The 24,417-nt window shown below is 63.3% G+C and carries 17 protein-coding genes; 4 read left to right on the plus strand and 13 right to left on the minus strand.

Annotated features, from left to right (window positions below):
• Positions 1-11: 11 nt before the first annotated feature.
• The 10 genes from J4E63_RS20880 to J4E63_RS20925 all read right to left on the minus strand — a co-directional run bounded on the left by J4E63_RS20880 (position 12) and on the right by J4E63_RS20925 (position 10,382).
• Positions 12-677, minus strand: a complete 666-nt coding sequence (locus J4E63_RS20880) for an amino acid ABC transporter permease (RefSeq protein ID WP_060742046.1) — start codon at positions 675-677, stop codon at positions 12-14.
• Positions 670-2,445: an aconitase X gene (locus tag J4E63_RS20885; protein ID WP_207283202.1), complete on the minus strand. Its 1,776-nt coding sequence runs from the start codon at positions 2,443-2,445 to the stop codon at positions 670-672. Before J4E63_RS20885 ends, J4E63_RS20880 begins: the two co-directional genes overlap by 8 nt.
• A gap of 10 nt (positions 2,446-2,455) precedes the next feature.
• Positions 2,456-3,274 (minus strand): transporter substrate-binding domain-containing protein, encoded by an 819-nt coding sequence (locus tag J4E63_RS20890; protein WP_072404405.1) that lies wholly within the window; start codon positions 3,272-3,274, stop codon positions 2,456-2,458.
• A 234-nt stretch (positions 3,275-3,508) separates the two neighbouring features.
• Positions 3,509-4,258 (minus strand): AraC family transcriptional regulator, encoded by a 750-nt coding sequence (locus tag J4E63_RS20895; protein ID WP_207283203.1) that lies wholly within the window; start codon positions 4,256-4,258, stop codon positions 3,509-3,511.
• 242 nt (positions 4,259-4,500) lie between these two features.
• Positions 4,501-5,757: an FAD/NAD(P)-binding oxidoreductase gene (locus J4E63_RS20900; protein ID WP_207283204.1), complete on the minus strand. Its 1,257-nt coding sequence runs from the start codon at positions 5,755-5,757 to the stop codon at positions 4,501-4,503.
• The gene (locus tag J4E63_RS20905) at positions 5,754-5,990 is read right to left on the minus strand and encodes a 2Fe-2S iron-sulfur cluster-binding protein (protein WP_060742051.1); all 237 of its coding nucleotides are present in this window, start codon (positions 5,988-5,990) and stop codon (positions 5,754-5,756) included. Before J4E63_RS20905 ends, J4E63_RS20900 begins: the two co-directional genes overlap by 4 nt.
• Positions 5,991-6,181: 191 nt before the next feature.
• On the minus strand, positions 6,182-7,297 hold the full coding sequence (locus J4E63_RS20910; RefSeq protein WP_207283205.1) for an FAD-dependent oxidoreductase: 1,116 nt from the start codon (positions 7,295-7,297) through the stop codon (positions 6,182-6,184).
• Positions 7,294-8,226, minus strand: coding sequence for a 4-hydroxyproline epimerase (locus tag J4E63_RS20915; RefSeq protein ID WP_207283206.1), 933 nt, complete (start codon positions 8,224-8,226; stop codon positions 7,294-7,296). The genes J4E63_RS20910 and J4E63_RS20915 overlap by 4 nt, the downstream gene beginning before the upstream one ends.
• 112 nt (positions 8,227-8,338) lie before the next feature.
• Complete coding sequence (locus tag J4E63_RS20920; protein ID WP_060742054.1) at positions 8,339-9,010, minus strand: GntR family transcriptional regulator; 672 nt, start codon at positions 9,008-9,010, stop codon at positions 8,339-8,341.
• A 205-nt stretch (positions 9,011-9,215) separates the two neighbouring features.
• Complete coding sequence (locus J4E63_RS20925; RefSeq protein ID WP_207283207.1) at positions 9,216-10,382, minus strand: MFS transporter; 1,167 nt, start codon at positions 10,380-10,382, stop codon at positions 9,216-9,218.
• A gap of 137 nt (positions 10,383-10,519) precedes the next feature.
• Here J4E63_RS20925 and J4E63_RS20930 point away from each other — a divergent pair, with 137 nt between their 5' ends.
• Positions 10,520-11,911 (plus strand): PLP-dependent aminotransferase family protein, encoded by a 1,392-nt coding sequence (locus J4E63_RS20930; protein ID WP_207283208.1) that lies wholly within the window; start codon positions 10,520-10,522, stop codon positions 11,909-11,911.
• Between the two features lie 348 nt (positions 11,912-12,259).
• Here the strand turns inward: J4E63_RS20930 and J4E63_RS20935 are convergent, their stop codons facing one another.
• The 3 genes from J4E63_RS20935 to syrB1 are packed head-to-tail and all read right to left on the minus strand — an operon-like array spanning position 12,260 to position 16,332.
• Complete coding sequence (locus J4E63_RS20935; protein ID WP_207283209.1) at positions 12,260-13,471, minus strand: alpha/beta fold hydrolase; 1,212 nt, start codon at positions 13,469-13,471, stop codon at positions 12,260-12,262.
• A gap of 60 nt (positions 13,472-13,531) precedes the next feature.
• Positions 13,532-14,467, minus strand: coding sequence for a syringomycin E biosynthesis L-threonyl-[L-threonyl-carrier protein] 4-chlorinase SyrB2 (syrB2, locus tag J4E63_RS20940; protein WP_060742633.1), 936 nt, complete (start codon positions 14,465-14,467; stop codon positions 13,532-13,534).
• 17 nt (positions 14,468-14,484) lie between these two features.
• Positions 14,485-16,332 (minus strand): syringomycin E biosynthesis L-threonine--[L-threonyl-carrier protein] ligase SyrB1, encoded by a 1,848-nt coding sequence (gene syrB1, locus J4E63_RS20945; protein WP_207283210.1) that lies wholly within the window; start codon positions 16,330-16,332, stop codon positions 14,485-14,487.
• 339 nt (positions 16,333-16,671) lie between these two features.
• Between syrB1 and J4E63_RS20950 the strand changes: the two genes are divergently transcribed.
• From J4E63_RS20950 to J4E63_RS20960, 3 genes are all read left to right on the plus strand, one after another.
• Positions 16,672-17,733, plus strand: a complete 1,062-nt coding sequence (locus tag J4E63_RS20950) for a TauD/TfdA family dioxygenase (protein ID WP_103309111.1) — start codon at positions 16,672-16,674, stop codon at positions 17,731-17,733.
• A 34-nt stretch (positions 17,734-17,767) separates the two neighbouring features.
• Entirely contained in the window at positions 17,768-19,468 is a 1,701-nt protein-coding gene (locus J4E63_RS20955) for a cyclic peptide export ABC transporter (protein WP_207283211.1), read from the plus strand.
• A gap of 386 nt (positions 19,469-19,854) precedes the next feature.
• Positions 19,855-24,417 (plus strand): non-ribosomal peptide synthetase (locus tag J4E63_RS20960; RefSeq protein WP_207283212.1); only part of this gene is annotated, 4,563 nt, incomplete at its 3' end.

Below are 24,417 nucleotides of genomic sequence, written 5' to 3' on the forward strand. Positions count from 1 at the left end.
ACCCACCCTCCTCAGTAACGAAACAGCCGCCAGGACAACAGCCGGGCCAACCCGACGATCAGCTTGGCGATCAGGTAATACAGCACCGCCGCGAGGGCGAAGTATTCGAAGGTGCGGAAGGTCTTGACGTTGTATTCCTGGGTGACACCGGTGAGGTCGTTGTTCAGGCCGACCACCACCCCCAGGGACGTCATCAGCACCGCCCAGACCATCTGGTTGGTCAGCGGGTAGAAGACGATGCGCAACAGTTGCGGGACGATGATCATCCGATAGGCCTGGAAGGCACTCATCCCCAACGAACGGGCGGCGCGCATTTGCGTACCGGGCACGGCCTTGAGGCCGCCGCGAAAGTTTTCCGCCAGGTAGCCGGCGTTGTTGAAGGTGATCCCGGCCAGCAAGGCCAGCCAGGAACTGACGTGCAGCCCGAGGGAGCCGAGGCCGAAGTAGAGGATGTAGATCTGGAACAGCGAGGGCGTGTTGCGGGCGATGGACACCCAGCCATTGCCCACGCCCCGCAGCAAGCGATTCGGGGCTTGGCGCATCACCGTCAGCACCAGGGCGATCAGCACGCCGAAAATCATCGACAGCGCGGCGGTCTCGAAGGTCACCCAGGCCCCGGCGAGCATGTCGGGCAGGGCGCGCAAGGCCGGGCGCCATTGGAAGCTGTAGTCAAACATGGGATGGGCTCCCGGTGCGGGTGGGTTGCAGCCATGTTGGCGGCTGGCCGCGAGTGGCGGCGGTGCACGCGGCCTCGACGCAATCGGCGAGGGCGGCAAAGTGCACCCCGCGACCGACCAGGCCGGGTGCGTAGTGGGCGTATTTACCGGAGTTGGTCATCAGCGTGGTGGCGTGGGGCGGGATCACCGGCTCACCCAACATGCACCAACAGGTGTCGGTCACCAGCACCGCGCCGAAGGCCTCGATGGCGGTCAGATACCCGGCTTTGCGGGCCTGCTCCAACACCGCCCGGCCGCAGGTGATTGCCAGCACCACATAGGGATGCTTGACCCGGCCCGCGCACAAGGTCGCGAGGGCGGCGAATTCACTGAGGGAGAAATGCGGATTGCCCAGGGACACCACGTCCACCCAGTTATCTCGGGCGCTGTTGAGTTCGCGCCAACTGGCAAGCAGGCCCGTGGCATCGACGCTTTCCTGTGGCAACGCGACGTCGCGCTCCAGGACATCGGCCGGGTCGAGGGCTTCCGGTGTCACCCCGGCGATGTGGAACAGCGGCGCGGCGCTGGTGGTGGCGAACGCGGCGCCGAAGGCCTTGAGGTCGTCCAGGCTCGGTGCGGCGTGTTCCAGGCCGCGTATCAGCGGAATACGCCGGCCGGCCAGACTACCGATGTGATAGCCCAGCAGCGGATAGAAACTGTCATCGACCGTGCCCAGCGTCGGCACGTCGACGATCAGTCGGGCCTTGCGCGGATCGTCGAGATGGCAGCCGGTCAACGGTGCCCGCCCGCACAGGGCAATGCAGATGTCGAGGAAGTCCGGGTACTTTTGCGTGCGCGCGCCCAACACGCTGTTGGCATAGACCACCGCATTGGATTCGGCCCAGACGATTTGCTCGCCGGCTTTTGGCGCGGTGTCCAGCAGGTAGGGCGCACAAGTGAAACTCAGCTGGGCGCCCATCGCCATGTAGGCGTCGCCCAAGGCACTGGCCGGCTCGCCCAGCGCCGGGTCGACACCCAGCTCGCGCCAGCGACGCTGGTCCACGGAGATGGAATTGAGGGTGGTGGGCACGCGAACTTTCGCGCCCCATTGCACCAGTTGCTCGGCAAAGCGCAGGCTGGCGGGACCGGTGTAGATGCAGCCGTCGATATGGGCCTGGGTCACGTCCAGCAATTGCGTGGCGCCCTGGATCTCGGCCATGCGCAGCACGATGTGCATCGCCACTTGGGCAGCCTTGCCATGGCTGCCGTCGAGCAATGCCCGGTCTTGTCCGGTCAGTTCCAGGGTTGAGAACGTGGGCGGCTGCGACGCCGCGTACGAACCTTGCCAGCCGTCGTCCAGGGGCCGGCCAGACAATGTCAGGACATCGCCTTCCAGACGGACAAAACCCTGGCCGCGCAGCCCATTGAAGGCCTCGTGTCCTACGCACAACACCGGCAACGAACGCTGGAAAATCACCTGCGCCACCAGCACGCCCAGGGTCAGGATTTCATCGGCTTCGGCCAGCACCAGGGCTGCGGGGGCGTGGCCGTTGCTGATCAGCTCCATCAAGACGCTGCTGCCGGTACAGGAGCCGCGTCCGCTGGGAATCGCCAATACGCGCCCGGCCAGGTGCTGGCCACTCAAGGGATGGTGCCGGTCGATGACCTCACCACTGGCTGGATCGACTCCACCCCAGAAACTCAGCCCCACCTCGGCGAACAGCAGGGCGCCCTGGGCGGCACCCTCCACCAGGCTGCGGCCTTTCACACGGACAGGCGTGCTTGGCATGCGCCGATCCTCAGTAGTACACCTGGGGAACGGTCAGGTTGGCCGGCGGGATGTCGGTGCCGACCCATTTGACGAACAACTCCTTGTACCGGCCGGTGCGCACCTGCTGGTTGACGAACAGGTTGAGGTAGTTGAGCAGGCCGTACTCGCTGCGCTTGGCGCCGAGGGACACGTAGTCGATGACGTAGGGCGCGTCACCGGCGATCTTCAGGCCCTTGTACTTGCCCGACTTGATGGTCGCGGCGGCCACGGTGTTGGTCACCACGGTGGCATCGATGTGCCCCTGGGCGACGGCCAGCAGGGTGTCGTTCTGCGACTGGTAGGCGCGGAAGCTGCCGCTGCCCCAGCTCTTCTGGTCCTTCTCCAGGGCGATGGCTTCGTAGGTGCTGCTGGTGTTGCCCAAGGCTTTGCCCTTGAGATCGGCGTAGCTGTTGATGCCGGTGTTGTCGCGGGTCAGCACCACCATCTGGAAGGCGAAGTAGGGCACGGTCAGGCCGACGGTCTTGGCTCGCTCCAAGGTGTCCGACGTAGAGGCGACGATGACGTCGGCGCGCCCGGACAGCAGCGCGGGGATTCGGTCGGAGAATGGTGTTTCCACCACTTCGGCGTCTACGCCGAGGACCTTCGCCAGGTCCTGGCAATAGTCCACGTCGAATCCCGCCGGTTTGTTGCTTTCGTCGCGAAAGCCCATGGGCGGGAAGTCCAGGGTCACGGCGCAGCGCAGTTTGCCGGAACCGATGATGTCGTCGAGTTTGTCGGCGTGGGCCGGGGCGATGAAAAGCGGGGTGAGGACAACGCTGAGGGCTACGGCCAATGCAGGGTTTTTCATAAATGCCTCGCTGTCGAATAAATGCGGTGAGATATCGTATTGAGGATTTCGTATACGATATTAGATAAGCAATCGGCATGCCTGTTTCTGGTTGAGTCGCAGTAATTGTGTTGGAGGACTGACCTAGAGGCTTTTCCGGCGGGCGGTGGCATATAGGGGCAGGGTGCTACGTTGGCCTGTGGTGTTACAGATGGGAGCAGCCACGGGATCCGACGCCCCATCAGGGAACATGGATCAGCGCTGATTCTCGCGATATTGGCTGGGGGACAGGCTGGTCAGGGCGCGGAACTGGCGACTGAAGGCGCTGTGATCGGTGTAACCGCAGCGCAGGGCGATCTCGGTGATCGGCAGGTCCTGGTCGAGCAACAGCCGCGAGGCTTCCTCCAGCCTGGCCTTGTGAATCATCTGCCGTGGTGTGAGTTGGAAGATGCGCTTGCAGTGCCGTTCCAGTTGCGCCACCGACAATTCGGCGATGGCGGTCAGCTCGGCAAGGCTGATGGGGCGGGCGAAGTGCTGTTTGATATGGGCGTCCACCGCCGCCAGTTTGTGAAACGCCGGATGGCTCGATTGCGGCAGTTGCAGGTCGCGGGAAATGCCGGCCAGGCCGACGATCCGGCCCTCCGGATCGTGCAGGGCGAGCTTGTGGGTCAGGCACCATACGGGCTGGTTGCCGTAATACAAATGCAGTTCGAGCTGGTCGGCCAACTCCCGCCCGCTGGCCAGCACCCGGCGATCCTGTTCGGTGTACAGCGGGCCGAAGCGTTCGGGGAACACCTGGTCGGCGGTGAGGCCGAGCAGGTCTCCACGGTGTTTGAAACCGCAGCGCCGGGCCAGGGTCTGGTTGACGAAGGCGTAGCGGGCCTGCGGATCCTTGATGAAAAACACCACGTCCGCGAGGGTGTCCAGCAGCGGGGCGATGGGCTGCAGGCTGCGCAACAGGGTGTCGAGGTCGCAAGGGGCTAGGGCGGTGAGCGAGGGGTACATGGCCGGCGTCGTCTTTTTTTGTGGGGGCGATAGCGCAGTGTCAGTCGAAAATGTGCTGCCTGTCACGCCGCCTTCGCGAGCAGGCTCGCTCCCACATTGGGGGCCGCGGTGTCTCCTGCGAACCTTCTGTGGGAGCGAGCTTGCTCGCGATGGCGTCAGTGCATCCGACATCGATGCAAGCTGACCCACCGCTATCGCGAGCAAGCTCGCTCCCACAGGGGATTGGGGTGAGTGCAGATCGGTCAGGTGGGTGGGGTTTCTGCCAGGTTCAGCAAAGTCTCGATCCGCGCCGGGCTGAAGGGCGGGCGCGGCAGGGGTGGAGTCCAGCCGAACAGGTGTTCCAGGGCGGCGCCGCACACTCGGCCCTGGCATGCGCCCATGCCGCAGCGGCTGGCCAGTTTCGCTTCGCGCCAGTTGGCATGGCCGGCCAGTTCGCCATACGGCACGTCCTCGCAGCGGCAGACCAGGGTGTCCGCCGTGGCCAGGGTCTTGAGTCGTGGATCGAGGGCGAAGGCCGTGTTCAAGGCCAGGGCGAACCCCTGCCAACGTGCGCGAAGGGGCCACAGCTGTTGGGCGGCAGTGCTATTGCCGACGGCGGCATGGCCGGCGATGGCGCCTTCCACCAGCGCCAGTTCGCTGCCGCCGAAACCGGTGCACTCACCGGCGGCGTAATGTTCGCGGCGAGAGGTCGCTTGCCACGCGTCCACCGCCAGCGCCTGGTCTTCGACCGCGCAGCCCAGGGCCTGGCCCAACTGGGTGTTGGGAATGAGTCCGAAACCGCAGGCGAGCCGATCGCAGGCCAATTCAATCGTCTTGCCTTGCTGTTGCAGGCGCACGCCCTCCAGCCGGTCCCGGCCGAGGGCTTCCACCACATGAGTGTCGGTGCGGTAGTGCCGGTCGAACAGGCTGAACGATTGGAAAAGCTTCCCCGGCCAGCGTGGCAATTGCGCGGCGAAACCGGCGACGGCGCCGCGACGGGCCTGCTCGGCGATGCGTACCACCTGCGCGCCCTGATGTTTTGCCGTGGCGGCGCTGGCCAGCAGCAAGGGGCCGCTACCGGCGATGACCAACCGTTCGCCGCGCACTGGCAGGCCGCCCTTGATCAACGCCTGCAACCCGCCGGCGCCGGTCACGCCGGGCAGTGTCCAGCCGGGAAACGGCAGCAGCAGCTCACGGGCACCCGTGCAGAGGATCAAGCGCTCGTAGCTGATCTGCCAGCCGCGCTCGGCATCTTCCACCAGCAAGGTTTTATCTGCCGCGCAGGCGATCACGCGAGTACCGGCATGGCAGCGTACGTTGGCGCAGGTGTGCAGTTGATCGCGCAGGTGTCGGGCGGCGGCGGGCAGGTTGGCCTGGGGGCCGTCGCGCCAGATCTGCCCGCCGGGCAGCGGGTTGTCGTCCAGCAGCACGATGCGTGCACCGCTGCTGGCCGCGGCGAGGGCAGCGGCCATGCCCGCGGGGCCGGCGCCGATGATCAGCAGGTCGGTGGTTTCGTTCATGGTCGGGTCTGCACATGCATGCCATCGAGGCACAAGGTCTGGCAGGCCAGGCGGCGCCGGCCATCGATCAACACCCGGCACTCCTGGCAGATGCCCATGCCGCACAAGGGCGCCCGTCGCTGGCCGCTGACCGAGGTGCGGCTGCAACCGTCCGCGCCCAGCGCCAATGCCGCCGCGACGCTGGTGCCGTTGGCCACTGACAAGGGGTGGCCGTCGAGGAATAGATCAGGCATGGGAACAATCCCCCAGGGGTAAATGGATATCAGCGCCAAACGCCCATCCCGTGGCGAGGGAGCTTGCTCCCGCTGGGGCGCGCAGCGGCCCCGACAACGATCTGACAACTCGGTGTGTCAGGCCAATCCAGGGGACTGCTGCGCAATTCAGCGGGAGCAAGCTCCCTCGCCACAAGGACTTGGGTCGGGATTCAGGCATGGGCCGGCTCTCCAAGGAAACGCTGCGGCAGGTAAGCTTGAGGCGCCAGCGGCGAGGTTTCGTCGAACAACTGCGCCACCAGCAAGTCGGCCGTCGCCGGTGCCGTGGTGACGCCCAGGCCTTCGTGACCGACCGCCAGCCACAGCCCCTTGCGTTGTGGATGTTGACCCACCAGCGGCAAGCCGTCGGGGCTCGCCGCGCGAAAACCGGTCCAGGCCCTGATGCCGTTCAGATGCGCCAACCCTGGCATGTATTCAACGGCGCGCTTGAGCATCTTCGCCAGCATCCAGCCTTCCACCTGCGGATCGACGCTGCCGAACTGCCGTGAGGCGCCGATGAACAATTGTCCGGTCGGGCGTGGTTGGATATTGCACGCCACCGACGGCCCGCTGGCGTTATGGGCGCTGGTGACATAGCCCAGTTCCACCAGGGTGTGAGTGACCGTGGCGGGGTAGCGATCAGTGATCAACAGGTGACCTTTTTTGGGTTCGATGGGCAACTCCGGGCACAGTTCGGTGGCCTGGATGCCATTGGCGAGGACCACCGCGTCGGCGCTCAGCCAGCGACCGTCGCCGAGGCGCACGCGGTGACCGTCGACTTCGCTGACCTGTGCCCGCTGCTGGCGAATGTTAGGTGCGTCCAGCATCCAGCGGGCGGCTGCCGGAGCGTAGAGAATGCCGTCGCCCTTGATCAGCAGCCCGCCTTCCAGTCCTGGGCGTAGCTCGGGTTCCCGCTGATGCAGAGCGGCTTGGCCGATCAATTCGCAGGCTTCGCCATGGGCCAGCAGGTTCAGGTATTTGCTGTGGGCCACCGCCATTTCTTCGGCGTTGGTCGCCAGCCACAAGGTGCCGTTGTTGCGCCAGGCACAACCCTCGGGCAGGGCCGGTGCCAGTTCGCGCCAGCGTTGCAGGGAGTATTGACTGAGGGCCAGTTCCGCCGGGTTGTCATCCAGCACCAGCAGATGCCCCATGCCGGCCGCCGTGGCGCCGTGCCAACCGGCGTCCAGCACCAACACGTTGACGTTGCGCCGGGCCAATGCCTGGGCACAGGCCGCGCCAATGATGCCCGCGCCGATGACGATCACATCGGCGACATGGCCCTGGCTCACGGACGAATGCCCCAGGCGAACGGGTCGTCCGCTTCGATGATCAGGGTGGTTTCGGCACTGATGTAGGCGCGACCGCGAATGGTTGGCACGATGCGCTCGCCCGAGTGTTCGTAGGCGCCTTCGAACTCGCTGCCAATGACACTGGCCTGGCGCCAGATCTGCCCAGGCTGCAGTTTTCCATCGGCCGCCAGGCACGCCAGCTTGGCGCTGGTACCGGTGCCGCAAGGGGAGCGGTCATAGGCCTTGCCCGGGCAGAGCACGAAGTTGCGGCTGTCGGCTTGCGGGTCATCGGCAAACAGTTCGATATGGTCGATCAGGCCGCCGTCCTCGCCGCGAAAACCCTGCTGCTCCAAGGCTTGCTGTACGGCGTAGGTGTAGGCGGTCAAGGCGTCGAGGTTATCGCCGGCCACGCGCTGGCCATGTTCGGCGATCAGGAAAAACCAGTTGCCGCCCCAGGCCACATCGCCTACCACCTGGCCGATGCCGGGTACTTCCAGGGCCAGTGCCTTGCGGTAACGATAGGCCGGCACGTTGCGCACGCTGACCGAGCGGTCTTCGTGCAAGGTTGCCTGTACCGTGCCCACCGGGGTTTCGATGTTGTGCACGCCGGGGCCGATCCTGCCCAGGTGGGCCAGTGACGCCACCAGGCCGATGGTGCCGTGGCCGCACATACCCAGGTAGCCGCTGTTGTTGAAAAAGATCACGCCGGCACAGGCGCTCGGGTCCACCGGCTCGCAGAGCAGCGCCCCCACCAGCACATCGCTGCCCCGGGGTTCCAGCACGCAGGCGGTGCGCCAGGCGTCATGCTCGGCGGCCAGGCGTTGCTTGCGCTCGGCCATGCTGCCCTGGCCCAGTTCAGGAAAACCGTCGGTGACCAGTCGGGTCGGTTCGCCGCCGGTATGGGAATCGATCACGGTGATGCGTTTCATGGGAGGGCCACGTCCGTTCAGGTGAGTGACGGTAAGCGTGGCCCGCGCCCAGGGGTGGCGGCTTGATGGTTTTATCTATCGCCGATGACGAAATCGGCACAGCGTTGGCCCATCAATGGCTGGAAGGCAGGAACTTGAACAAGGTCTCGCAGACGCCGGCGATGTGTTCGTCCAGCAGCGCCACGGCCCGCTCGACATCACCGGCGCGGCAGGCCTTGATAATTTCCCGGTGCTCGTGATCGGCACGGTCCTTACCGGCCGAAAGGCTCATCTGCATGCGCAAGTAACGCTCCAGCTTGTCGTGGACCGAGCGAATCAGGCTCACCATGAACGGCCGTTGCGCCGGTTCGTAGAGACAGGCGTGCAGTTGCCAGTTCAGTTCGGCCCAACGCCCGACGTCGTCTTCACCGACGAACTCCCGGCAGATGCTTTCGGCGCGGGCGAAGGTGTCTTCGGTCATGTTGGGAATCGCCAGGCGCAGCACTTTGTCTTCCAGGAGCATGCGCACCTCGAACATCTGCGCCAGCTCCGCCTCGGAAATGCGCGTCACCATCGCCCCGCGATTGCGCTGGAACATCACCAGGCCCTCGGCCTCCAGACGCTTGAGGGCCTCGCGCACGGGGATCTTGCTGACGTTGAACTGGCGGGCGATGTCATCCTGGCGAATTGGCTCGTCCTCGGCAAAATGCCCAGCCACGATGGCATCGCGCAGGTGGCGGGTGATGATTTCCGAGGTGGAAGGGGTGTTGCCCAGGTCAGGCAGGTTGAACTTGGATAAAGTCACGGCGGCGGGTCGTTCGGCTTAGGTGGGGATATGGTATACGACTTTGCCGAGCGCAGTGTCGAGCTGTCCAAGGCTTCCCCCAATCCTTCAGCCAGCCCCCTGTGGCGAGGGAGCTTGCTCCCGCTCGATTGCGCAGCAATCGCAGAATGTTGGGGTCGCTGCGCAACCCAGCGGGAGCAAGCTCCCTCGCCACAGGTTGGTGTGTTCAGCCGTGGGACAGGTGGCTCACATAAGCCTCAGTCCGGACGATACGCCATCCGGTAACAGACACCCCAACCAACAACGCCAGGCCGAACACGATCAACGCCACGTCCGCGCCGAAATGATCGGCCAGCAACCCGGTCACCACCACCGGGATGCTGAACCCGACATAGGCGAACAGGAAAAAACCGGCACTGACCCGGGCCTTTTCCGCGCCGGCCATGGCGGTGACGGCCGACAACCCGCCCAGGTACAGGAAGCCATAGCACGCACTGCTGGCGCCCAGTGCGCCAAGCAGTACGGCGGTCAGGGAACCGACGCTGGCGCCCCAGGCCAGCAAGGCATAGCTCACCGGCAGGATCAACAGCCCCAGGCCCGTGGCCCTGGCCGGCGGCATGCGTCGCACCCAAGGCTGGAAGAGCAAGCCGCAACTGATGACCGTGAAGGTCGACAGGCCCGACCAACGCTGCAAATCGTGGGTTGCCAGCACCGACGGCAATATGGCGATGACCAGGCCCGAAGTCGCCCAGGCCAATAGCATGGAAAAGCTGTAGGGCAGGCTGCCGGCGGGAAACAAAGGCAGGCGCAGCAGCGGCGCGTCTTTGATTTTCAGCGCCGGGTCCGGTAGCCGCCAGACCACGACAATCGCCAGGGCGGCCAACAGCAGCTGCAACCAGAAGCTGCCGGGCGTGGCGCTGTGATGGACGAACAGGAACAGACTGGTCAACGCCGCGCCGAGGCCAAAACCCAGGGAGGTGCTGGCGGTGACCCGGTTGGCCGGCGAGCGGGTATCGCGGGTTGCCATGAGCTCTGTCATATAGGCGGTCGACGTGGCCGAGGCCAGCCCCGTGCCGACCCCCATCATCAAGCGCGCCACACCCAGGGCCACCAGGCTCGGCCAGAGCAACGTCACCAGCGTCGCCAACATCGACAGCCCGAGCGCCACCAGGATCAACGGCTTGCGGCCCACCCGGTCGGCCAGTCCACCGAACGCCAGCAGGACCGGCAACACCCCCAGCACATAACCGGAAAACGCCACCGCCGTGGCCCCGGCCCCGGAGCCGGACAACTGCGCGTAGGTGGTGTACAGCGGCGCCTGCAGGTTGACCGCGAGGGTGATCAGGCAGAGGCCGAAAGCCAGCCCCCAGGAATGTCGATGCTGTGGGTTCAAGAGTGTTCCTTAAAGGGTGCGCATGAAGTCCCGGGGACTATCGCCGCCGGGCACAACGCAAACAAGGAACAGACGCCGGTCATTTGTGTTTAACTGTTTTCTAGAAAATCGAGAACACTTAGCCAAGAGTGCCCGCCGTGGACCTGAAGATTGATCGCAACACTGCCGAGCCCATGATCCGGCAGCTCGTGACGCACCTCACGGGCTGGATCAACGCCCATGGCATTCGCCCCGGCGCGCGAATGCCGTCCATTCGCCAGCTGGCCCGGGAAAATGGCCTGAGCCTGTCGAGCGTGATCAAGGCCTATGACCAACTGGTTGCCAGCGGGGTGCTGGAGTCTCGGCATGGCGCGGGCTTTTTTGTCGCGCAACAGGTGGCCCTGCCGGTGGAGCCGATAGCTGAAACGGATAACCCGTCGTGGCGGTTGTTCGACAATGAATCGACGCAGCTCAAGCTCGGTTGCGGCTGGCTGCCCGACGCCTGGCGCGACGACACCGACCTGGGCCAGGCGATCCGCCAGGTGGTGCGCAGCGACAACCACGCGTTGTTCAACTACAGCACCCCGTTGGGTTCGCCTCATCTGCGCCAGCACCTTCAAAAACGCCTGGGCCTGATCGACATTCACGTCGACCCGGCACAGATCATCACCACCCAAGGCGCCAGCCAGGGCCTCGACCTGCTGGTGCGAACCCTGCTCAAGCCCGGTGACCTGGTGCTGGTGGAAAGCCCCGGCTACTACAACCTGTTCAATCTGCTGAGGCTGCAGGGGGTCAAGACCGTGGCGGTGCCGAGGACTGCCCAGGGCCCGGACATCGCCCACCTGGAACAGCTTCTCGGCGAGCACAAACCCTCGTATTTCTTCATCAACAGCATGTACCAGAATCCCACCGGCACCAGCCTGGCGCCAAGCGTGGCCTATCGTCTGCTGCAACTGGCGACGGCCCATGACTTTCGCCTCATCGAGGACGACATCTACGCCGATTTCCAGAATGGCCCGACGTCCCGCCTGGCTTCCCTGGATGCCCTGGACCGGGTGATCTACCTGGCGAGTTTTTCCAAGACCTTGTCCAGTTCGCTGCGCATCGGTTATGTGGTCGCCCAGCCCGACATCATCCGACGCCTGGCCGAAGTCAAGATGATTACCGGCATCGGTTGTTCGCTGCTGGCGGAAAACGTGGTAGCGACGTTGCTGGCCAACGGTGCTTATCGCAAGCTGATCCAACGCTTGCGCCAGCGCCTGAACAAGCAGATGGCAAGTACGCTGCGCCAACTGGACCCGGCCCACTGGGAGGTGTTTGCCGAGCCGATGGGGGGGATGTTCGTCTGGGCCAGGCCTCGGTGCCTGGCGGCACAACGGGTGCAGCAGATCGCCCGGGAGTTGCAGATTCAACTGTCCCAGGGTTCGACGTTCCTGCCCCAAGGGGAGGCGTGCGACTGGTTGCGGTTGAACGTGGCCTATACCCAGGACCATCGTGCGCAGACGTTTTTCCAGCGGGTGGAGCAGGAATCGATTGTGGTGGGCCAGTAAGGCATGGGGAGATTGTTCTGGCGCCATCGCGAGCAAGCTCGCTCCCACATGGGTTCCTGGGTGCCTACAGATTCAGCATCCGCCAACAATCCACTGTGGGAGCGAGCTCGCTCGCGATGACGGCGGCACATTCAATACTGATGCCAGCTGAACCGCCGCTATCGCGGGCAAGCTCGCTCTCACATGGGTTCCTGGGTGCCTACAGATTCAGCATCCGCCAACAATCCACTGTGGGAGCGAGCTTGCTCGCGATGACGGCGGCACATTCAATACCGATGCCAGCTGAACCGCCGCTATCGCGAGCAAGCTCAGCTCCCACGGGTTTTGCACTGCGCCCTATCCGGTGAGTCAGACCACCGTCGATTCGAGGGTCGATTCCAGGAAGTGGAAGGCGGTGTGTTTCGAGCGATGGGTCGACTCGAAGAACGCCAGATGGCTGCCATTACGCTCCACATGCAGCAAGGCGTCACTTATGGACTCGGCAATGTGCTTGGAACCACCAATGTGAGTGGTTTCATCGGCGTCGCCGGCGACGACCAGGGTGGGCGCCGTGATCTGCTCCAGCCGCGACTTCAACTCAGTCTTGTTCAGCGCATCGTTGAGTCGCGCATAGCGATAGAACAGCTCTTCGTTGACATAAGGGTAGAGCGCCGCATGGGCGATGGAGTCCGGAATGGTCGCCAGGGTCGCCTGGTCCAGGAACAACGCCTGCAGGTCGCTGGCTTCGTTGCGGTCCACGGCGGCCGATTCCATCAGCCACTCGAAGTTCTGCTGGTGGGTGGTGCGCAGGCTGTCGTCGCCCAGGTTGTAATCGCCGTGCCACAGGCTCAGGGAGTTGACCCGATCGGTGTGGATGGCCGCCGCGCTGAGGGCGATCACCGCGCCACCGCAGATACCCATCAAGTGCGCGCTTTGCAGGCCATAGTGGTTCATCACATTGATCAGGTCGCCCACCTGGGCATCGGTGTCCACGGACAACTGATCGAAGGAGGTGCAGGAACCGAACAGCCCGCGGGTTTCCCAGGTGACCACGAAGAACCTTTCGCTCAGCGCATTGAACCAGTCGCGACACAAGTCGAACGGCATGCCGCAGGGCAGGGCGAGGACGATGGCCGGGCGGTTTTGATCGGTGCTGGCATGCACCGACAGCGCCACATTGTCGCGGGTAATCAGGTGCAGTGTCTCGACCTCGGGCACGGCACCGCTGAAATCGAAGTGTCTGACCAGGCGCCCGAATTCCTTGGCACTGTCGACATCGTCGAAGTGGTCATAGGCAAACTCGAGCGCCTGGCAGATTTTCTTGCTGATGAACATCTCGAAAGATGACAGTTGCGCCTCGCCGTCATGCACGTACTGCACGGCTTTGACGCCGATCCTGGCGAACGCGGTGCTGACCGCGCGTTCCGTGGCTCTCACGCTGGAGGAAGCCTGGTCGGGCGCCACGTCACTGCCCTGGGCCAAAAAGCTCAGGCAGATAGGATCGGGCAAATGGATGGCAAGGTGCCTAAGCATCCTCACGGTCTCACACAGGCGCGTCGCTGCGTCGGTGGAAGTAGTCATGGATTGGGGACTCCTGTCAGGCACGTTGCGCATGCCAACTGTCATATGGCATTGAAAAGATCAGACGGCTTCGAACTTCTTGCCTCGGGTCGTGTGGGTGACAAGGCGGTTGTATTCAGGTGTCGTCTCGCCGATGACCTGCACCGCGCCGTACTTTTCAAGGCTGATACGTCCACCGTATTCCTCGATGTGGTCGGAGTCCGGGTAGATCTTCACGAACGACGGTACATAACGCGAGGCGAAGCCCATGCGCATGTCCTGGGACTCGCCGCTGTGGGGGTAGGAGGCGTGCATCAGGGTCGACCAGAAAATGATGAACTGGCCGGCTTTCATCTGCATGGGCACGGCGGAGGCTTCGTCGGGCTTCCAGTTTTCGTCGATCTGCAGCTGGCGATAGTCGTAGCCGAAGAAACCGCGTCGCACACCATCCTTGACCACCGAGCTGTTGTTGGCATCGGGATCGTAGGCCATGCGCTTGGTTTCGTCGTAGTTCATGCTGTTCTGGGTGCCGGGAATGAACTGCAGGCAACCGTTGGCGATGTTGGCGTCGGTGAAGGCGGTCCAGACGGTGATGGTGCCGCCGAAGTCTTCGTTTTCCGGCCAGAGAATCTGCGGCTTGCCCGAGGCGTTGGCGAAGGTGTCGGCCTGGTGCCAGTCGGTGCCTTCATCGCCCGGGTATTTAGGGAAAAACTCGGTGCGCCAGCACAGCACGTCCGGGCCGAGGATGCTCTCGACGCGGTCGCAGATTTGCGGACGGCAGATGTGGCTGGCGAGGAATTCGTCGTCCAGGTGGCGATCGTAGTTGGCAATGTTGGTGCCGCCGGAGATCGCATCCAGGTCCTGGTAGGCCGCGGCACTGCGGTCGAGCAGGCGCAGGCGGGTGCGCTTCCAGGTCTCTTTCATTTCTTCTGGCGAATAGGCGTCGAACGGGCCGATGAAGCCGTTCTTTTCAAAGGACGCACGTTCTTCCGGGGTCAAGGCGAATTTTTTGCTCATGAGCTTTTCCTTTTCGATCAATGGGCTTGAACAAGGGAGCGCTGGATGCAGCCGGCCAACACTTTGGCGGTCGCGCCATCTGCCAGCACACCTGGGTCGAGGCTGACCCGGTAATGGGCCTTGAACGTGCTCAACGAGCGGATCAGGGCCAGGGAGGTGCCACCGAAGTCGAAGAAATCATCGTTCAGGCCGATGTTCTTCAGACCGATGTCGTCCGACCAGACCTTGAGCACGAACTGCTCCTGTTCGGTGAGGCCCGGTTCGCTGGTGTGGTCCACCGTCGAGGTGGTGGAATCGGGCGAGGGCAGGCGGCTCTTGTCGATCTTGCCGTGGTCGGTGACCGGCAACGCGGCCAGTGGGATGTAGGCCGAGGGACGCATGTAGTCCGGCAGGTTCGCGGCCACCTGTGCGGCCACTTCGCTGCGCACCTGTTCGGTCCAGGCCGCCACGCCATGGGTCGGCACCACGTAGGTGACCAGGCGCCAGTCGCCATCGCCGTAATCGTGACCGGCCACGTGGGCGGCGACTACGGCGGGGCTGGCTTGCAGGCACGCCTCGACTTCGCCCGGCTCGATGCGGAACCCGCGGATCTTCAACTGTTCATCGCAACGACCGGCGTAGCGGTACTCGCCATCGTCTCCCAGCACCAGCAGGTCGCCGGTTCGATAGGCACGACTCGAGGTGCCCGGCAACTGGACGAAGCGCTCGGCGTTCAGGGCGGGACGATTCAGGTAGCCCAGGGCGACCCCGGCGCCTTCGATGTACAGCTCACCGGCGCTGCCTGGGGACACCGGTTGTTGATCGGCGTCGAGCAGGTGCAGGCGCCAGCCGTCCAGCGGCGCGCCGATGGACACCATGGCGGCGCTTTCCAGATCCTGGCCACGCACGCGTTTGAAGGTGGTGTGGACGGTGGCTTCGGTGATGCCGTACATGTTGATCAAGGCCGGCTTCTGATCGCCATGGCGCTCAACCCACGGCCGCAGCACGGTGGCTGGCAGCGCCTCGCCGCCGAACACCACATAGCGCAGGGCCAGTGGCGCACTGGCAGAGCGGTCCGCCTCATCCAGGCCGCGGAACGCCGATGGCGTCTGGCTCAGGACAGTCACGCCCTGGTCGGCCAACCATTGACGCGTGCCATTTGGCGAGCGCGAAACATCGTAGGGCACCACGGCGACGTGGCCACCGTGGGCGAGGGCGCCCCAGATTTCCCATACCGAAAAGTCGAAACCGATGGAGTGGAACATCGACCAGACGTCGTTTTCGGTGAAGGCGAACGAGCGCTGGGTACTTTCCAACAGGCGGCTGACGTTACCGTGCGCCACCAATACGCCCTTGGGCTCACCGGTGGAACCGGAGGTGTAGATGACATAGGCCGTGGCCTCGTCGGGGTTGCGTTGGTCGTTGGCGGGCAGCGGTTGCAGGGCCGGCCCGGCCAGCAGCTCGGCCAGGGACAGGACGCGTACGGACGCGCTCTGCGGCAGGTCGGCGAGTTCACCGATCATCAGGCCCAGGCCGCTGTCGCGCACGATGTGTTCGACACGTTTACCGGGGTATTGCGGGTCGACCGGGACGTAGGCGCCGCCGGCCTTGAGGATACCCAGCAGGCTGATGACCAGGTCGACGCCACGTGGCAGGCACATCCCCACCAGCATGCCGTCCTGGACGCCTTCCTGGCGAAGCCTGGCCGCCAGCTGCGACGAAGCCGTGTCGAGTTGTGCGTAGCTCAATGAGCGAGAGGCGTCGGAAACCGCGGTTCGCTCAGGGAATTCACGGGCCCGGGCGACGAATGTTTCATGCAGGAATGCACCGGGCGTGAGGGGGGCTGGCGCGGGGTTGACCGATCCGCCAGTGTTCTTAATCGGCATGACTAACGCTCCTGTTAAATGCCAGGCACAGCGTGTTTGCATGTTGCGCAAACCGATGTGCTCGAGACGTCACTGCGACCCACGGCATCGTTTGCGGTACCTGTGCAATTCGCAGCTGACGCATTTCAGCACCGACTTCGTGCCGGCGTCTGTCGCGGGAAATGGGGACAAGGATCAGCCGTTCCGCAAACGGCCTGAGCAAACACCATGACCCCCTCTGTCCCGGTTTGCGGTGCCAGACATCACCCCGGATCAGTGTTTTTATCCTTGCCCGATGGTGGGGCGCATTGGTCCGGCCCTGCGACGTGGATCCGATGATCCGTGGTTCAGGAGTTATTCATGAGTCTTCAAACTGACGCATCGCCCGTCATGCCCGCTGACGGGATGGCGGATTCGCTTGTCTGGCCAGGTCACGGGGCCGGCGAATCGGTCAGGCTGTCATTGCTCGCCGACGGTTTGAGTTTGCCGGTGGTGATCGAACCGATCGAACCGGGGCTGGATCCTTCGCTGTGGGCCAACACCCATCGCGAGGCTATCGAGGCGTTGCTGTGTCGTCACGGCGCGGTGCTGTTTCGTGGTTTTGACCTCGGTTCGGTGCCGGCCTTCGAGGCGTTCGCCGAAGCCTTGTCACCCGGGTTGCACGGCAGCTACGGCGACTTGCCGAAGAAGGAGGGCGGACGCAACGTCTACCGCTCCACGCCGTATCCCGAGCGCGAGATGATCCTGTATCACAACGAGAGCTCGCACCTGGAAAGCTGGCCGCGCAAGCAATGGTTCTATTGCGAGCAGCCGTCACGGGTTGGCGGTGCGACGCCGCTGGCCGACATCCGCCAAGTGCTGCAAAGCCTGCCGCCGCAGGTGGTGGCTCGGTTCGAACAAAAAGGCCTGATGTACAGCCGCACCTTTACCGCTGGCGTCGAGCCGAGCTGGGCATCGTTCTTCGGCACCAGCGACCGCGCGGCCGTCGAACAGCGATGCCGGGAACAGGGCACCGATTTCGAATGGCTCGACGACGAAACCCTGCAAGTGCGCACCCTTTGTCCGGCGGTTATCCAGCATCCGGTGACCGGGGAGCGGGCTTTCTTCAACCAGGTACAGCTGCACCATCCGTTCTGCCTCGGCGAGGAAATGCGCGAAGACCTGCTCGATATGTTCGGCGCCGATCGTCTGCCGCGCATGGTCAGTTACGGCGATGGAACGCCGATTGAAGACGACGTCATGGCGTTGCTCGGCGAGGCCTATGAGGCCTGTGCGGTCAGGTTCGCCTGGCGCAAGGGCGATGTGGTGATGCTCGACAACATGTTGGCCGCCCACGCTCGCGACCCTTACGAGGAACCACGCCTCATCGTTGTGGCGATGGGCGAAATGACCGCCCGGGGCGATGTATGGCGACCGGCGTGAGCCCTTTCGCGACTCCATTGAAGGATAGCAACCCATGAAAAAAGAGAAGAAAGCGAAGAAGCCCAAAGCGGGCTCGGTCATGCGTCTGTTGTGGCGTAACCATCCCTGGCTGACGCTCTTTACGTTGATCTGCGGTGTCATCAGCGGGGTGGCGTCCATTGCGGTGGTGAGCGTGATCAACGACGCTCTCTACAATGACGGCTCGCGCCTGCAGGCGCTGTACTGGTTCATCGGGCTCAGTGCCACGGCGCTGATCCTGCGCAACGGTGCGGCGTTGTTCCCGGCCTACGCCAGCATGCGGATCATGACGCGCTTGCGCATTGCGCTGTGTCGCAAGATTCTCGCCACGCCACTGGAAGAAGTGGACCGGCGCGGCCCGCCCAATGTGCTGACGATGCTGACCAACGACATCCCGCAATTGAATACGACATTGATCATCATGCCTACCATCCTGGTGGAGACGACGGTCTTTCTGTTCGGCATCGGCTACCTGGCCTACCTGTCGTGGGTCGTGCTGGCCTTGACGGTGTCACTGATGATCCTGGGGGTGGGGCTGTATCTGTTCTTCTTTTCCTGTGGCGTGCGGAACACCTCTCGTGTGCGGGACGAATACACCGCGTTCAATGAATACACCCACGCCCTGGTGTTCGGCCTCAAGGAACTCAAGCTCAATGGCGTGCGGCGTCGTTGGTTCGGTCGCTCGGCCATCGAGGCGTCTTCGACCCGTGTGGCGCGCTACAACTTCGTCGAGCGCCTGTGGTACACCGCTGCCGACAACGTTGGGCAATTCACGCTGTCGCTGCTGATCGGTTGCCTGCTGTTCGCCGCGCCCCTGGTTGGTGCCATCGAGCCGAAAATCATGACCGCCAGCGTCCTGGCGGTGTTGTACATCATGGGCCCGCTGTCGTTGCTGGTCGGGGCGATGCCCTTGCTGGCGGCGGGACGGGTGGCGTGTACGCGTCTTTCGGAATTCGGTTTCTCGATCAACGATCCGCACCCGGAGCCTCTCGAGACCGACGTGCCCAAGGTTCATCTGCTGGAGCACAAGAAGTCCTGGAATCGCATCGAATTGAAAGCCGTGCGCATGCATTACCAGGAGCTGCACGCCGAGACCGGCTTCTCCCTGGGGCCCATCGACCTGACGGTGCAGGCCGGCGAGTTGATCTACATCGTCGGTGGCAACGGTTGCGGTAAAAGCACCTTGGCCAAGCTCCTCTGCGGGCTCTACATCCCCCAGGAGGGTGAGGTCCAGCTCGATGGCAAGCCTGTCACGGATGAAAATCGCAACGACTATCGCGATCTGTTCTCAGCGGTATTTTCCGATTTCCATCTGTTCAATCGCCTCATTGGCCCCGACGAAGAGGACGGCAGCCCGACACTGGCGAGCAAGTACTTGGAAACCCTGGGGCTGGCCGACAAGATCAAGATCGAAGGGCAGGGGTATTCAACCCTGAAGGCCTTGTCCTATGGCCAGCAAAAACGCCTGGCACTGGTGTGCGCCTACATGGAAGACCGGTCGGTCTACGTGCTGGACGAATGGGCCGCGGACCAGGATCCGCCATTCAAGAAGTTCTTCTACGAGGAGCTGCTGCCCGACCTCAAGCGTCGTGGCAAGACGGTGCTGATCATTACCCATGACGACCAGTATTTCCAACTGGCCGATCGCATCATCAAGTTGTCGGATGGGCAGATCGTTTCCGACATCAACTGCGCCCTGCGCGACAAGCGAGCCTGATGCCCATTCAGGCTCCATCGTCCGGCTTGCGATGTCGCGACAGGACTGCTGAACACCCGTGAAAAAGGCTTGGCATCTCCACCCGGCAGACGTGTATCCGCCGCCGGGCGGCGATGCCATGCAAGAACGCTCCGGTCGTTCGACCGACCCATGCCGCGCCGGCTACCTGCGCGGATTTGCATCAACTCCAGGCGTGCCTGTTGCATTCAACCCGGGCAGCACTGACAAATCTCTGAGAAGGAACGTATGGAATTTATCTTTGCGCGTGCTGTGGATGGCGTTGTTGCAACAGGCCTGTCGGCTGACCGGTGTCATGAAAAACGCCGGGCCCCCAGGGCTTCGGGCAGTGCGTTGTGGGTGTGCGTGCGCGTGTCGGAGGGGCAGGTATGAATCAGTTTCTCCAGCTCTCGACAAGTTACCCTCTGACGACAGCGCAGCGGGACATCTGGCTGGACCAGATGACCAAGGGCGATTCCCCCCTGTACAACATTGGTGGCTATCTCCATATCCAGGGCGTCGTCGACCCTGAGCGTTTTCAGCGGGCGGTCGACCTGTTGATTGAAAAGTACGATGCCCTGCGTACGGTATTGCACTACGGCGCCGACGGCGTGCCCATGCAGACAATGGCAGAGACATTGGAAGCGCGGGTTCCGGTGCTGGATTTTTCCGATCGGCCTGACCCGGAGGCAGCGGTCCATGCCTGGATGCAACAAAGGATGGCGGTCGCCATCAGGTTGGATGAAAGCCCTTTGTTCCGTTTCTATCTGGCTAAACTCGGTGACGCGTCGTTTTACTTTGTGATGCACCTTCACCACATCATCCTGGACGGGTGGGGCGTCGGCTTGGTGCTCACTTCGCTGGGTGAGCTCTATGACGCCCTGGAAAACCAGCTGCCGCCTGACGTGTCGGCACCGTCCTATGTCGGCTTCATCGACGAGGATGCCCGCTATCGTGATTCCCCTCGTTTCAAGCTCGATGAGGCGTACTGGCTGGACAAATACCAGGACGTTCCGGATCCACTGTTCGTCGCGCGTCACCATGATCAGCAGCCCGGGGTCCTGGCGCCCAGTGCTCAAGCCTTGTATCGCTTCGCCCACACGTTGAGCGACCGAATCGAGGTCTTGGCGCAAGCGCATCAGGCGTCACGTTTTTCGGTGCTGCTGGCTGCACTGTATGTCTTTTTCATACGGACCACCCAGCGCGATGAGTTGGTGATCGGCCTGCCGATCCTGAACCGCCCCAATGCAACCTTCAAGAAAACGGCGGGGTTGTTCACGCAGGTCAGTGCCGTGCGGTTCAAGTTCGCCAGCGACTTGTCATTTGGTGAGTTGATACGTGGCGTGACCCGCACACTCAAACAGGATTATCGCAACCAGCGGTTCCCCCTGAGCGAGATGAACCGTTCGCTAGAGTTGCGGCGCGACAACCGCGCGCAGCTGTTCGACGTTTCGTTCTCCTATGAGCAGGAAGATCGTCGGTTCATGTTCGGACAGGCGCCGGCTCATTTTGTGATGGGCTCCAATGGCCAGGAGCAGATGCCGCTGTCCATCCATATCCGGAGCAACCCGCACGACGACAATGCCTGGCTGCACTGGATCTACAACGAAAGCTACTTCCGGGCCGATGAAATCGAGTCGATGGCCGACCGATTCATGCATGTGCTGGAGCAAGGCCTGCGTGACGATACATTGCCGATCGAGGGCTTCATTCTGCCGACTGTGGCCGAAGCGGACATGCTCCAGGCTTGGAACGCGAGCGATGCGCGCACGTATGAGCATGACCACACGATCCATGGGCTGTTCGAAGCGCAGGCGCGGGCGCGACCTGACGCGGTAGCGGTGGTGCATGAAGACCGTTGCCTGACTTATGGCGAACTCAACGCCCGGGCGAATCAGGTGGCGCACCATTTGTTAGTCCTCGGCGTCCGCCCGGACGACCGGGTGGCGATCTGTGTTGAGCGCGGCCTGGACATGATCGTCGGCCTGCTGGGCATCCTGAAGTCCGGTGCCGGCTATGTGCCGCTGGATCCGGCTTATCCCCGGGAGCGCCTGGCCTTCATGCTCGACGACAGTGCGCCGGTTGCTTTGCTCACTCAATCGACGCTGCAAGTTCAGCTGCCCGCCTTGCAAGTCCCGGTATTGTTGCTCGATCAGGCCGAGGCGGCGGGTATCAGCGCCCAGCCACGGTTCAACCCTGATGTGCGCGCCCTGGCCTCGCACCACTTGGCCTATGTGATCTATACCTCGGGATCGACCGGCCTGCCCAAGGGCGTGATGGTCGAGCACCGCAACGTCGCGCGGCTGTTTTCGGCGACGCAGCCCTGGTTCGAATTCGGCCCGCAGGACGTGTGGGCGCTGTTTCATTCTTTCGCCTTCGATTTCTCGGTCTGGGAAATCTGGGGCGCGTTGACCCACGGCGGCCGTCTGCTGGTGGTGCCGCAACTGGTCAGTCGTTCTCCGCAAGACTGCTATGCGCTGCTGTGCGAGGCCGGTGTGACCGTGCTGAACCAGACGCCGAGTGCTTTCCGGCAACTGATCGTGGCCCAGGGTGACAGCGATCTGCGCCACAGCCTACGCCAGGTGATCTTTGGCGGCGAAGCGCTGGAAACCGGGATGCTCAAGCCCTGGTATGCCCGTGCGACCAATGCCGGGACACAGTTGGTGAACATGTACGGCATTACCGAAACAACGGTGCACGTGACGTATCGTCCGCTTGAAGCGGCCGACGCACAGTTGACCGGCGTGAGTCCCATCGGCAAGCGTATTCCCGATCTGCGCCTGTACCTGCTCGACCAGTACGGCCAGCCCGTGCCGGTGGGCGTGGAGGGCGAGTTGTATGTGGGAGGCGCTGGTGTGGCGCGGGGTTACCTGAACCGGCCCGAGCTTAACGAAACGCGATTCCTCGCCGACCCGTTCGACGGCGCGGCTCATGCGCGAATGTACCGTACCGGGGACCTTGGCCGCTGGCTGAAAAACGGTGAACTGGAATACCTGGGTCGCAACGATGAACAGGTAAAGATCCGTGGTTTCCGCATTGAACTGGGCGAGATCGAGGCGAAGCTGACGGAATGCGCGCAGGTGCGCGAAGCGGTAGTGATCGCCCGTGAAGACAGTCCGGGGGACAGGCGCCTGGTGGCTTATGTCGTGGCCGACGCCGGCGCGCAACTCTCGGCGGCTGACCTGCGAGACCAATTGCTGGGGCTGTTGGCGGACTACATGGTGCCGAGTGCATTCGTGTTGCTGGATGCGCTCCCACTGACGACCAACGGCAAGCTGGACCGCAAGGCGCTGCCGGCGCCTGACTCACAGGCTTATGCCCGTCGCAACTACGAAGCCCCTGAAGGCGAAGTGGAAACGGTGCTGGCCGGGCTTTGGGCCGAACTGCTCGGTGTGGAACAGGTGGGTCGACACGATCGGTTCTTCGAGCTGGGCGGCCACTCGTTGCTGGCGGTCAAGCTGATCGAACGCATGCGCCAGGTCAAGCTGCACGCCGATGTGGGGGTTCTCTTCGGCCAGCCGACGTTGGCATCGCTGGCCGCCGCCACGGGCATCGGCAATGGCATCGTGGTACCAGACAACGTTATTGCCCACGAGGTCGAACGCATCACACCGGACATGCTGCCACTGGCCACGCTGACCCAGGACGAGATCGATCGGGTGGTCGCGGCAGTGCCGGGCGGCGTGGGCAATGTCCAGGATATCTACGCATTGGTGCCGTTGCAGGAAGGCATCCTGTACCACCACCTGGCGACCGAGGAAGGCGATCCCTACCTGTTGCAGATTCTGTTGCGCATCGACAGTCGCGAACAGCTCGATGCTATTGTGCAGGCCCTGCAAGTGGCGGTTGAACGCCATGACATTCTGCGTACCTCGGTGGCGTGGGAAGGCTTGGGCGAACCGGTCCAGGTGGTCTGGCGCCAGGCACGGTTGATGGTCGAAGAACTCGTGCTGGACGGGGCGGGAGGCGATGTCGCCGACCAGATGCAGCGCCGTTTCGATCCACGTCATACCCGCTTCGATCTGCGCCAGGCGCCGATGATGCGCATTCATTTCGCCGAAGATGTCACTCACGGCAACTGGGTCGCGGCATTGTTGTTCCATCACCTGATTGACGACGCCACCTCCCTGGGGATGTTGGGCAAGGAGATCGAGGCGCATCTGGAGGGCCGTTCGGCGGAACTGCCGGTATCGGTGCCTTATCGCAACTATGTGGCGCAGGTGCGGTTGGCCGGCAACCACGAACACCATGAGGCGTTCTTCAGCGAGATGCTGGGGGACATCGACGAGCCGACATTGCCGTTCGGTCTGCGGGATGTGCAGGGCGACGGTAGCGGTGTCGAAGAAATCGTGTTGCCGCTGGCCGACGACCTGGCCCAGCGTCTACGTACCCAGGCACGGCGCCAGGGAGTGAGTACGGCCAGTCTGCACCACTTGGCCTGGGGTCAGGTGGTGGGGCGTTTGTCCGGTCGCCAGAATGTGGTGTTCGGCACGGTCCTGATGGGCCGCCTGCACAGCGGACAGGAAAGCGGCCATGCCCTGGGCATGTTCGTCAACACACTACCCTTGCGCGTCGAGGCGGGACCCCAGGGGGTATTGGCCGGGCTGAAAGCGACCCACGCACGCTTGGCGACCCTGTTGAGACATGAGCACGCCTCATTGTCACTGGCGCAGCGTTGCAGTGGCGTCGCCGCGCCGACCCCGTTGTTCAGCACGCTGATGAACTACCGGCAGACGGCGGTGGCGGCGCAGGCACCCAAGGCGGCAGGTGAAGGCCGTCGCTGGGCCGGGGCGCAAATTCTGAGCGGTGAAGAACGCACCAACTATCCGCTGACGCTGTCTGTGGACGATCTCGGTGAAGGCTTCAGCCTGACCGTTCAAGCGTTGGCCGAAATCGGCGCACGGCGGATCGGCGCCTATATGCAAGTGGCGTTGGAAAGCCTGGTCGACGCA

Origin of the sequence: Pseudomonas sp. FW300-N2F2 (assembly GCF_017351655.1) — a bacterium.
Taxonomy (GTDB): domain Bacteria; phylum Pseudomonadota; class Gammaproteobacteria; order Pseudomonadales; family Pseudomonadaceae; genus Aquipseudomonas; species Aquipseudomonas fluorescens_AA.